The sequence below is a fragment of the Bradyrhizobium genomosp. I (2014) genome (assembly GCF_000261685.1).
In the GTDB taxonomy this organism is placed as follows: domain Bacteria; phylum Pseudomonadota; class Alphaproteobacteria; order Rhizobiales; family Xanthobacteraceae; genus Bradyrhizobium.
The window spans coordinates 13,047-25,410 of record NZ_AJQE01000031.1 but is presented as its reverse complement, the minus strand read 5'-3'; the positions used below and the strand labels follow the sequence as shown (position 1 = coordinate 25,410).

Here is a 12,364-nt window from a genome sequence, read left to right as displayed (position 1 = left end):
GAGGACGCCCATGACGACGCCCACGGCAGTGGCGCTGGAAGATGCCAAGGTCGCGTTCCGCCTCGGGGACGGGCGGGTCTATACGGCAGTCGAGAAGGCCCATCTCGCGGTCGCCCAGGGCGAGTTCGTCGCCATCGTCGGCCCGACCGGCTGTGGGAAATCGACCCTGCTCAACGTCGCGGCCGGGCTGCTGAAGCCCGCCGCTGGCAGCGTCCAGATTTTCGGCCGGCCGCTGATGGGGCTGAACCGGGATGCCGGCTACCTGTTCCAGGCCGACGCGCTGTTCCCGTGGAAGACCGCGCTCGACAATGTCGCGATCGGGCTCGAGATCAAGGGCACGCCGCGCACTGATGCGCTGCCGCGGGCGCAAAAATGGCTGACGTCGGTCGGTCTCGGTGCCTTCGCGGGCCGCTATCCGCACATGCTGTCCGGCGGCCAGCGCAAGCGCGTGGCCCTGGCGCAGGTGCTGATTCGCGATCCCAAGATTCTCCTGATGGACGAGCCGTTCGGGCCGCTCGATGCACAGACCCGCCAGGTCATGGGCAACCTGCTGCTCGATCTCTGGAATGCGGACCGCAAGGCCGTGCTGTTCGTCACCCACGATCTCGAAGAGGCGATCGCGCTCGCCGACCGCGTCGTGATCATGTCGGCCGGGCCGTCCTCGCGCATCATCGGCGACTGGCGCGTCAGCCTGCCGCGCCCGCGCGACATCTTCGAGGTGCGCCTGGACAAGGAATTCCATGCGCTCCATCGCGAGATCTGGAGCGTGCTGAAGGACGAGGTGATGAAGGGCTACGCGCAACCCGCTCACGCGGCGGAGGCGGTTTGATGTCGCGGTTGATGCTGTTGGCGCTGCAAATCCTGGTCGCGGTCGTCTGCATCGTGCTGTGGCAAGCGCTGTCGACCGTCCCGGTATTCGGCAAGATCCTGCTGCCGCCGTTCTTCTTCTCCAATCCGTTCGATGTGTTCAGCCAGATCGTGAAATGGTTCGCTTCAGGCGTCATCTGGAAGCATCTCGGGATCACGCTGGCGGAATCGATCCTCGCCTTCGTGATCGGATCGCTCGGTGGCGTGCTGGTCGGCTTCTGGTTCGCGCGCCAGCCGCTGGTCGCCGCAGTGTTCGACCCCTACGTGAAGATGGTCAACGCGCTGCCGCGCGTCGTGCTGGCGCCGATCTTCGCGCTGTGGCTCGGCCTCGGCATCTGGTCCAAGGTCGCGCTCGGCGTCACCCTGGTGTTCTTCATCGTCTTCTTCAACGTCTATCAGGGTGTGAAGGAAGTCAGCCGCACCGTGCTCGACAACGGCCGCATGCTCGGCATGAGCGAGCGGCAGTTGATGCAGCACGTCTATTGGCCGTCGGCGCTGTCGTGGATGTTCTCCTCGCTGCACACTTCGGTGGGTTTTGCCGTGGTCGGCGCGGTCGTCGGCGAGTATCTGGGATCGGCGGCGGGGCTCGGCTATCTCATCCAGCAGGCCGAGGGCGTGTTCGACGTTGCCGGCGTGTTCGCCGGCATGTTCGTGCTCTCGGCCTTCGTCATCCTGATCGATTTCGGGGTGACGCTCGCGGAGCGCCGCCTCCTGGTGTGGCGGCCGACCGCGTCGGAAGGGCGCGGGTAGGGCGCAAATTCATTTCTGCGTGCCGCGTGCCGCTGGAGGAGCTCACCTCTCCCGCTTGCCTTGCGGGAGAGGCAGGCACCTCTGCCGTTGCAGCAATCAGACCTGACCTCATCACGCTTTAGAGGCCTTCCGTTGACGCCATCGCTTCGTCCCGCCATGTTGCGGCCATGACCAGAACGACGCTCGATCTTACCGGACTGAAATGCCCGCTGCCCGCCCTGAAGACGCGCAAGGCGCTCAAGCCTTTGCAGCCGGGTGATCAGCTGGAGGTTCACTGCACCGATCCCTTGTCGGTGATTGACATTCCGAACCTGATCCGCGAGACCGGCGACAAGGTCGAGATCACCGAGCGCAACGAAGCGCGCATCGTGTTCCTGGTCGAAAAGAGCGGCGCCCCGTAGAAAGGCGAATGTTCACGGCGGCGACGTTTGACTATGCTGCGCCTGCGGGGGAAACGGCCGGAGCTTCGCTGCAATGCGAAAGACGCCGATTGTTGCGGTGGATGATCTCGAACCTAAGACTCTCAAACCTAAGACATCGGGCATGACATTCTCGACATCGAGGGCAGGCGCAAGTCCCGCGGTGGGCCGCGAGCCTGCCGTCAAGCTCGGCAAGACGGCTGCAGGGCCGGAGTTCAGCGCGCTGGCGCAGGCCTCCATTCTGATCGTCGACGACGAGCCGGGCATGCGCAATTTCCTGGTGCGCACGCTTGCGCCGCGCTGCAAGCTGGTGGACGAGGCGGCCGATACCGACCAGGCATCGCGCAAGCTCGATTCCAACCGCTACGACGTCGTCATTCTCGATAACATCATGCCAGGCAAGAACGGCGTCGATTGGCTCGCCGAGCAGCGCGCCGTCGGTTTCTTCGCCGACGCCATCCTGATCACCGCCTATGCCGACCTCGACACTGCGATCCAGGCCCTGCGCGCCGGTGCGGCCGATTTCGTGCTCAAGCCGTTCCGCTCCAACCAGATCCTCAACGCGGTGGCACGATGCCTCGACCGTGTCCGCCTCCAGCGCGAGAATTACGTCCTGCGCTATGCTTTGCGTGCCTCGTCCGACCGCACCTTTCTGCGCGACAATCTGATCGGACAGTCGGCAGCGACGCTGCGCGTGCGTGAGACCATCGCACGCGTCGCGCGCCTGCCCACCTCGGTTCTCCTCACCGGCGAATCCGGCACCGGCAAGGAAGTGGCCGCGCGCTCGATCCACTCGCTGTCCGACCGCGCCGACAAGCCCTTCGTGCCCGTGAATTGCGCGGCGATCCCGCCCGAGATGATCGAGGCCGAGCTGTTCGGACACATCAAGGGCGCCTTCACCGGCGCCGATTCGGGGCGCGAGGGCTTGTTCCTGTACGCGCATGGCGGCACGCTGTTCCTCGACGAGATCGGGGAGCTGCCGCCGCCGATGCAGAGCAAGCTGCTCCGCGTGCTTGAAGACCGCCGCGTCCGTCCGGTTGGCTCCGAGCGCGAAGTTCCGGTCGACCTGCGCTTCATCTTCGCAACCAATGCCGAGCTTCAGAAGGAGGTCGAGAGAGGCCGTTTCCGGGCCGACCTGTTCTACCGGCTCAACGTGATGCAGATCCACCTGCCGCTCCTGAAGGATCGCGGCGATGACGTGCAGGAGCTTGCCGCTATCTTCATGAGCAAGCTGTCGGTTCAGCTCGGCATGCCGCCGGTGCCGATCGACGCCTCGGTGCAGTCGGCACTCGCAAGCTATGACTGGCCGGGCAATGTGCGCGAGCTGCGCAATCTGATCGAGCGCACGCTGATCCTCGGAGCCTTCCCCGACGATTTCGCCGGTCCCCGCCGCGACGGTCAGTCGGCGCCTGCCGACAGTCTCGCGGAGCTCGAGCGCCGTCACATTCTCGGCGTGCTGAAGGAGGTCAATGGCAATCGCGAGGAGGCGGCTCGGCGCCTTGGTATCTCGCGCAAGACCATCGACCGCAAATGCGCGTTGTGGGATGTCTGATGCTGCCGGTCGCAGCGCCCAGCCCGTGCGGGGACGCTCCGTCCGCTTCCGGCTGCTCGCGATCGCGCTGCTGCCGATGCTGGTCATCCTGCCGCTCCTGCTCGGCGTTGCGATCTATCGCTGGAACGCGAAGTTCGACGCGACCTTGATCTCCAAGGTGAACGGCGATCTCACCATCGCTCACCAATATCTCGCCCGCATCCTGGAAAAGACCGGCGTCCAGATCCGGGCGCTCAGCCTGTCGGCCCGCTTCCATGAGGTGCTGGCGCCGGATGCGCGCGGCTCCCTGCGGGATCTGCTCGACGAGACCCGAAAGGAAATCGGTCTCGATTTCCTCTATCTGACCAACGGCCGCGGCGATGTCCTGGCCTCATCGCCGCCGCTGCAGCATCAACCGAGACATGACTGGCCGATCATCATGTCGGCGCTGTCGGGGCAGGTCTCTGCAACCGGCGTCGACATTTTCAGCAATGACGAGCTCGCCGCAATTTCGCCGACCCTGGCTGAACGCGCGCGATTGGGTCTCGTGCCGACCCCGAACGCGGTGCCGACCGACCGCAGCACGGAGACGCGCGGCATGGTCGTGCATGCGGCGAGCCGGGCGATGCTGCCTGACGGCGGCGCCGCTGCACTGGTCGGCGGCACACTGCTCAACCAGAATCTCGAATTCATCGACACGATCAACGATCTGGTCTATCGCGCGGCGAGCCTGCCGGAGGGCAGCCAGGGCACTGCGACGCTGTTCCTGGACGATGTGCGGATATCGACCAACGTCCGTCTGTTCGAGGGACGGCGCGCGCTCGGCACGCGCGTGTCGGCGGCGGTGCGCTCGGCCGTGCTGGGCGAGGGGCGCACCTGGCTCGACAGCGCTTTCGTGGTCAATGACTGGTACATCTCCGCCTACGAGCCGCTGGTCGACAGTTACGGCAAGCGGGTCGGCATGCTCTATGTCGGCTTTCTGGAGAAGCCGTTCAGCGAAGCCAAATACCAGACATTGGTGATCATCATCGCAGCGTTCGTCGCCATCACCGCCGCGACCGTGCCGATCTTCCTGCGCTGGGCGAGCTCCATCTTCATGCCGCTGGAGCGCGTGACGGCGACGATTACCGAGGTGGAGCGCGGGAATCTGTCCGCCCGCACCAGGATGCCGGTGCTGGGTGACGAGATCGGCCGCGTCGCGGTTCATCTCGACAGCCTGCTCGACCAGATCCAGGAACGCGACCGACAGCTCCGGGAATGGAATGAGGAGCTGAACGTCCGCGTGCGGGAGCGCACCCGGGACCTCGAGCACGCCAATCTCAAGCTCGAGGCAACCACCAAGCAGCTCATCATGTCCGAGAAGCTGGCTGCGATCGGCGAGATCACCGCCGGCGTTGCGCACGAGATCAACAATCCGATCGCGGTGATGCAGGGCAATCTCGACGTCATCCGCAGTGTGTTCGGGGCCGATGCCGACAAGGCGAAGGTCGAGTTTCGCCTGCTCGACGAGCAGATTCACCGCATCAGCCAGATCGTGACCAAGCTGTTGCAGTTTGCAAGGCCGGAGGAGTATGCCGGCTATGTCGAGCGCCATGCGCCGACAAGCGTCATCTCCGACTGCCTGCCGCTGGTGCAGCATCTTCTGAACAAGACCGAGATCGCCGTGGTCAGGGACGACCGCGCCAACCGGCTCGTGCTGATGAACCGCAGCGAGCTGCAGCAGGTCCTGGTCAATCTCATCGTCAACGCGATCCACGCCATGCCAGACGGTGGAACCCTGACGCTCCGCTCGTTCGATGCCGAGCGCGACGGCCATCAAGGCGTCGCCATCGAAGTCACTGATACCGGCATCGGCATGAGCGCTGAGGTGATCGAAAAGATATTCGATCCCTTCTTCACCACGAAACGGCGGCAAGGCACCGGGCTGGGCCTATCCATCAGCCAGACGCTGATCAAGCGCCAGGGCGGACAGATCACGGCCGAAAGCCGGGTCGGTTGGGGAAGTACATTCACGGTCTGGCTGCCGGAAGCGACCTGATTGGACATTTTGTCCGAGGATTTCCGGACATTCTGTCCGGCGCAGCACGTTGCGCTGCGGGAAGTCGTTGAATCATCACGGTGCGACTTCTGGCACGCGCGTTGCTCATCTCAAGACAGGGTGTTGAGGGGGATGAGGGCGCGATAGCCGTCACTGCAACGCTGCTTGCGAGGCGAAGGGACATCACCCGCGATCAGTTGCTTGCTCGGCGCACATGACGCGATGCGCACCAGATGATTCCGCTTCGGCATGAAGTCCGACCTGTCATGCGCGGCTGCCGAGCTCGCACACGACCGGTCTCAAACCGATGTGCCGGCAAGGCCGCGCCTGGGAGGTAATGCTTATGACGACTGCCGATACCGTTCTTGCACCGGTTGGTGCTCCCGGCTTCCTCGATCGTGAACGCACGATCGCGACAGCCGGCTTCAATCGCTGGCTGGTGCCGCCGGCTGCCCTGTGCATCCATCTCTGTATCGGCATGGCCTACGGCTTCTCCGTGTTCTGGCTGCCGCTGTCGCGTGCGATCGGCATCACGGCGCCGAAGGTCTGCCCGGACATGTCGCTGTGGCAGGAGCTCTTCACCACGAGCTGCGACTGGAAGGTCGCCAGCCTCGGGTGGATGTACACGCTGTTCTTTGTCTTGCTGGGTGTCTCCGCCGCGATCTGGGGCGGCTGGCTCGAGCGCGCCGGTCCGCGCAAGGCGGGCATCGTCGCCGCCTGCTGTTGGGGCGGCGGGCTTCTGATCGGTGCCTTCGGCGTCTACGTCCACCAGCTCTGGATCATGTGGCTCGGTTGTGGCGTCATCGGCGGCGTGGGACTGGGGCTCGGCTACATCTCCCCGGTGTCGACCTTGATCAAATGGTTTCCGGATCGTCGCGGCATGGCGACGGGCATGGCCATCATGGGATTCGGCGGCGGTGCCATGATTGGAGCGCCTTTCGCCAATCTCTTGATCAACTACTTCAAGACGCCCGCCTCCGTCGGTGTCTGGGAGACCTTCGTCACGATGGGGGTGGTCTACTTCGTCTTCATGATGATCGGCGCCTTCGCCTATCGCGTGACGCCGGCGGGCTGGCAGCCCGAGGGCTGGACGCCGCCGAGCGAGAAGAAGTCGATGATCACCGAGCACCACGTGCACCTCGACAACGCGCACAAGACGCCGCAATTCTGGCTGATCTGGTGGGTGCTCTGCCTGAACGTCTCGGCGGGTATCGGTGTGATCGGCATGGCCTCACCCATGCTCCAGGAGATCTTCGCAGGCAAGCTGATCGGGCATCCGGAGCTGACCTTCGGCCAGCTCTCGGTTGAGCAGAAAGCCACGATCGCGGCGATCGCTGCGGGCTTTGCCGGCCTGCTGTCATTGTTCAACATCGGCGGTCGGTTCTTCTGGGCGTCGATGTCGGACCTCATGGGGCGCAAGAACACCTACTACACGTTCTTCGTCCTCGGGATCGCACTCTACGCGCTGGCGCCGACCTTCGCGGCGATGGGCTCGAAGCTGCTGTTCGTGCTCGGCTTCGGCATCATCCTGTCGATGTATGGCGGCGGCTTCGCGACCGTGCCGGCCTATCTCGCCGACATGTTCGGAACCCAGTTCGTCGGCGCCATCCACGGCCGGCTGCTGACGGCGTGGTCGACCGCTGGCATTATCGGTCCGGTGGTGGTGAACTACATCCGCGAGTTCCAGCTTGCGGCCGGGGTGCCGCGCGACCAGCTCTACAACACGACCATGTACATTCTTTGTGCCATGCTGATCGCCGGCTTGATCTGCAATTACCTGATCAAGCCCGTCGATCCGAAGTGGAACATGAGCGAGGAGGAGGTCGCCAAACTTCAGGCCGCAAGTGCCAAGGGGGAGGCAACGATCAAGCACGGCTCATTCGGTATCGGCACGGGCGGCTTGGACCTCAAGGCCGCGCTGTTCTGGGCCTTCGTCGGAGTTCCGCTGGCCTGGGGTGTCTACAAGACGCTGGAGAGCGCGGTGAAGATCCTCTGACCGCGCAAATCCCTTCGCGGGGGCATCTAGAGGGCATGCGGCATTGTTGGCTGCATGCCCTTAAATGCCTATTCGAGCGCAAGAATTCAGTTGGCATCTGGTATGCCAAGAGATAGGGTTGGACCTATTCCAAAGAAGGTCTACGAGACGCAGTGATGAGCCACGACGTGCAACAGGTCCGCTCGTTCGAACATCCGGGCGAGGGGCGGAAGCGAGCCAAGGCGACGCCCAAGGGGCGCCAGGTCGACCCCACGGCCGCGCACGAGATCGAGCAGCTGCTCGGCGACAGGCCGCGGCGGCGCGATCTGCTGATCGAATATCTGCACCTGATCCAGGACAAGTATCACCAGATCTCGGCTGCGCATCTGGCGGCGCTTGCCGACGAGATGAAGCTCGCCTTCGCCGAGGTGTTCGAGACGGCGACCTTCTACGCCCATTTCGACGTGGTGAAGGAAGGCGAGCCCGACGTCGCGCCGCTGACGATCCGCGTCTGCGATTCGCTGACCTGCGCGATGCTCGGCGGCGAGAAGCTCTTGCAGGATTTGCAGAGCGCCTCGGGCCCCGGCATCCGTGTCGTGCGCGCGCCCTGCGTCGGCCGTTGTGATACTGCGCCTGCCGCGGAAGTCGGTCACAACTTCGTCGATCACGCCACCGTCGCCAATGTGATGGCGGCGGCCAAGGCCGGCGACACGCACGTGCATCTGCCTGAGCATACCGAGTACGACGCCTATGTCGCCGGCGGTGGCTACAAGCTGCTCAATCGCGTACGTTCGGGCGAACTCTCGAAGGACGATCTCCTGAAGGCGCTCGACGACGCTTCGCTGCGCGGCCTCGGCGGCGCCGGCTTCCCGACGGGGCGCAAATGGCGCGCAGTGCTGGGCGAGCCCGGCCCGCGGCTGATGGCGATCAACGGCGACGAAGGCGAGCCCGGTACGTTCAAGGATCGCTACTATCTCGAAACCGATCCGCACCGGTTCATCGAGGGCATGCTGATCGGCGCGCATGTGGTCCAGGCCTCCGACGTCTACATCTATCTGCGCGACGAATATCCGGCCTCGCGCGAGATCCTCGAACGCGAGATCGCAAAGCTCCCGCCGGGCGGCCCGACGCTGCACATGCGCCGCGGCGCCGGCGCCTATATCTGCGGCGAAGAATCCTCGCTGCTGGAGAGCATCGAGGGCAAGCGCGGCCTGCCCAGGCACAAGCCGCCGTATCCGTTCCAGGTCGGCCTGTTCGGCCTGCCGACGCTGATCAACAACATCGAGACGCTGTGGTGGGTGCGCGACATCGTCGAGAAGGGCGCCGACTGGTGGAAGGGCCATGGCCGCCACGAGCGTCACGGCCTGCGCAGCTTCTCGGTCTCGGGACGCGTGAAGAATCCCGGCATGAAGCTGGCGCCCGCCGGCATCACCGTACGCGAGCTGATCGAGGAATATTGCGGCGGCATGGCCGACGGCCATCAGTTCTACGCGTACCTGCCGGGCGGTGCGTCCGGCGGCATCCTGCCGGCGTCGATGGACGACATCCCGCTCGATTTCGGCACACTGGAAAAATACGGCTGCTTCATCGGCTCGGCAGCGGTCGTGATCCTGTCGCAAAAGGACAGCGTGCGCGCGGCCGCATTGAACCTGATGAAATTCTTCGAGGACGAGAGCTGCGGCCAGTGCACGCCGTGCCGTGTCGGAACCCAGAAGGCGGCGCTGCTAATGCAGAAGCCGGTCTGGAACCGGGCCCTGCTGGAAGAATTGAGCCAGGCGATGCGCGATGCCTCGATCTGCGGGCTCGGACAGGCGGCATCGAATCCGCTGTCCTCCGTGATCAAATATTTCCCTGACGAGTTCAAGGAAGCGGCCGAATGACGAAGATTACGTTCGAGCTCGACGGCAAGCAGGTCGAGGCCAATCCCGGCGAGACGATCTGGCAAGTCGCAAAACGCCAGGGACGCGAGATTCCGCATCTGTGCTATTCGCCGGCGCCGGACTATCGCCCGGACGGCAATTGCCGCGCCTGCATGGTCGAGATCGAGGGTGAGCGCGTGCTGGCGGCGTCCTGCAAGCGCACGCCGTCGGTCGGCATGAAGGTGAAGACCGAGTCCGCGCGCGCGGTGTCGGCGCAAAAGATGGTGATGGAGCTGCTGGTCGCCGACCAGCCGGCGCGCGAGACCTCGCACGATCCGGATTCGAAATTCTGGCACTGGGCCGAGACGACGGGCGTCACCGAGAGCCGCTTCCCCGCCGCCGAGCGCTGGGCGACCGACGCCAGCCATCCGGCGATGCGCGTCAATCTCGATGCCTGCATCCAGTGCGGGCTGTGCGTGCGCGCCTGCCGCGAAGTGCAAGTCAACGACGTCATCGGCATGGCTTATCGCAATCACGATTCGAAAATCGTGTTCGACTTCGACGATCCCATGGGCGAGTCCACCTGCGTTGCCTGCGGCGAATGCGTGCAGGCCTGCCCGACCGGCGCGTTGATGCCGGCCGTGATGCTCGACGATGCGCAGACGCGCGTTACCTATGCCGACAGGAAGGTCGACTCGCTCTGCCCGTTCTGCGGCGTCGGCTGCCAGGTCACCTATGAGGTCAAGGACGAGAAGGTGATCTATGCGGAGGGCCGCGACGGCCCCGCCAATCACAATCGCCTTTGCGTCAAGGGCCGCTTCGGCTTCGACTACATCCATCATCCGCATCGTCTCACAAAGCCGCTGGTGCGGCTGCCGAATGCGAAGAAGGATGCCAACGACCAGGTCGACCCGGCCAATCCCTTCACCCATTTCCGCGAAGCGAGCTGGGAGGAGGCCCTCGACATCGCCGCCAGGGGCCTCGTCAGGATCCGTGACGAGAAGGGCGTGAAGGCGCTGGCGGGCTTCGGCTCGGCGAAGGGCTCCAACGAAGAGGCCTATCTGTTTCAGAAGCTGGTGCGCACGGGTTTCGGTTCGAACAATGTCGACCATTGCACCCGTCTATGCCACGCCTCGTCGGTGGCGGCGCTGTTCGAAGGCCTGAGCTCGGGCGCGGTATCGGCGCCGTTCTCTGCTGCAATGGATGCCGAGGTCATCATCGTGATCGGCGCCAATCCGACCGTGAATCATCCGGTCGCTGCGACCTTCATCAAGAACGCGGTCAAGCAGAATGGTGCAAAACTGTTCGTGATGGATCCGCGCCGGCAGTCGCTGTCGCGCCACGCGACCATGCATCTGCAGTTCAAGCCGGGCTCCGACGTCGCGATGCTGAACGCGATGATCAACACGATCATCGCTGAAGGCCTGACCGATGACCAGTACATCGCCGGCTACACCGAGGGCTTCGAGGAGCTCAAGGAGAAGATCAAGGAGTTCACGCCGGAAAAGATGGAGCCGATCTGCGGCATCCCGGCGCAGACGCTGCGCGAGGTGGCGCGAACCTATGCGCGCGCGAAATCGTCGATCATCTTCTGGGGTATGGGCATCAGCCAGCATGTCCACGGCACCGACAATGCGCGTTGCCTGATTGCGCTGGCGCTGATCACCGGTCAGGTCGGCCGTCCCGGCACCGGCCTGCATCCGCTGCGCGGCCAGAACAACGTGCAGGGAGCCTCCGACGCCGGCCTGATCCCGATGTTCCTGCCGGATTATCAGCCGGTCGGCCGCGACGACATGCGCGGCGCGTTCGAAAAGCTCTGGCAGCACGATCTCGATCCCGTGCGCGGCCTGACCGTGGTCGAGATCATGAACGCGATCCATGCCGGCGAGATCACGGGCATGTATATCGAGGGCGAGAACCCCGCGATGTCCGATCCCGATCTCCAGCATGCGCGCCAGGCGCTGGCGATGCTCGATCATCTCGTGGTGCAGGACCTCTTCGTCACCGAGACCGCGTTCCACGCCGACGTGATCCTGCCGGCCTCGGCCTTCGCCGAGAAGGAGGGCTCGTTCACCAACACCGACCGTCGCGTGCAGCTCGCGCGTCAGGTGATCAAGCCGCCGGGCGATGCGCGGCAGGATCTCTGGATCATCCAGGAGATCGGCAAGCGGATGGGCCTGCCGTGGAATTATTCCGGCCCCGGCGACGTCTACACCGAGATGGCGGAGCTGATGCCGTCGCTGAAGAACATCAGCTGGGAACGGTTGGTGCGCGAAGGCGCGGTCACCTATCCGGCCGATGCTCCCGACAAGCCCGGCAACGAGATCATCTTCACCACGGGCTTCCCGACCGCGAGCGGCCGCGGCAAGATCGTGCCGGCCAAGGTCATCCCGCCGGATGAGCTGCCCGACGACGAGTATCCGATGGTGCTGTCGACCGGCCGCGTGCTGGAGCACTGGCACACCGGCTCGATGACGCGCCGCGCGCAGGTGCTCGACCAGATCGAGCCGGAAGCGGTCGCCTTCATGTCGCCGAAGGATATGCGCAGGAAGAAGCTCGCACCGGGCGATTTCATCCGTCTGGAGACCCGCCGCGGCGCGGTCGAGGTCAAGGTGCGCTCCGACCGCGACGTGCCCGAGAACATGGTCTTCATGCCGTTCTGCTACGCGGAGGCTGCGGCGAACCTCTTGACCAACCCCGCGCTCGATCCGTTCGGCAAGATTCCGGAGTTCAAGTTCTGCGCGGTAAGGGCCGAGCGCGCCGAAATGCGGGACGCGGCGGAGTAGGGAGAGCCTCGTCGTTTGGCGGCTTAAGCTTCCAAACATGCGGTGTCGTCCCGGCGAAACGCCGGGACCCATACCGCGTGATCTCTCGATTGCAGATGGTCGCAGTCCCGAACGACGGGTCTTCGCAAAACTTCTCCCT

Annotated in this window: 8 protein-coding genes; all 8 read left to right on the top strand. The window is 64.4% G+C overall.

Translation table 11 applies throughout. From position 1 onward, the window contains the following. Positions 1-10: 10 nt before the first annotated feature. Complete coding sequence (locus tag IC50_RS03080; protein ID WP_035700262.1) at positions 11-829, top strand: ABC transporter ATP-binding protein; 819 nt, start codon at positions 11-13, stop codon at positions 827-829. Further along, positions 829-1,617 (top strand): ABC transporter permease, encoded by a 789-nt coding sequence (locus tag IC50_RS03075; protein WP_035700260.1) that lies wholly within the window; start codon positions 829-831, stop codon positions 1,615-1,617. The genes IC50_RS03080 and IC50_RS03075 overlap by 1 nt, the downstream gene beginning before the upstream one ends. 167 nt (positions 1,618-1,784) lie before the next feature. Further along, positions 1,785-2,018, top strand: a complete 234-nt coding sequence (locus tag IC50_RS03070) for a sulfurtransferase TusA family protein (RefSeq protein ID WP_035700257.1) — start codon at positions 1,785-1,787, stop codon at positions 2,016-2,018. Positions 2,019-2,160: 142 nt separating this feature from the next. Beyond that, positions 2,161-3,588: a sigma-54-dependent transcriptional regulator gene (locus IC50_RS03065; RefSeq protein ID WP_035700254.1), complete on the top strand. Its 1,428-nt coding sequence runs from the start codon at positions 2,161-2,163 to the stop codon at positions 3,586-3,588. Beyond that, positions 3,581-5,605, top strand: a complete 2,025-nt coding sequence (locus tag IC50_RS03060; RefSeq protein ID WP_035700251.1) for a sensor histidine kinase — start codon at positions 3,581-3,583, stop codon at positions 5,603-5,605. The genes IC50_RS03065 and IC50_RS03060 overlap by 8 nt, the downstream gene beginning before the upstream one ends. A 343-nt stretch (positions 5,606-5,948) precedes the next feature. Next, the gene (locus tag IC50_RS03055; RefSeq protein ID WP_035700248.1) at positions 5,949-7,601 is read left to right on the top strand and encodes an OFA family MFS transporter; all 1,653 of its coding nucleotides are present in this window, start codon (positions 5,949-5,951) and stop codon (positions 7,599-7,601) included. 155 nt (positions 7,602-7,756) lie between these two features. Beyond that, positions 7,757-9,460, top strand: coding sequence for an NADH-ubiquinone oxidoreductase-F iron-sulfur binding region domain-containing protein (locus IC50_RS03050; protein ID WP_035700246.1), 1,704 nt, complete (start codon positions 7,757-7,759; stop codon positions 9,458-9,460). Beyond that, positions 9,457-12,225, top strand: coding sequence for a formate dehydrogenase subunit alpha (gene fdhF, locus IC50_RS03045; RefSeq protein ID WP_035700243.1), 2,769 nt, complete (start codon positions 9,457-9,459; stop codon positions 12,223-12,225). Before IC50_RS03050 ends, fdhF begins: the two co-directional genes overlap by 4 nt. Positions 12,226-12,364: the final 139 nt, after the last annotated feature.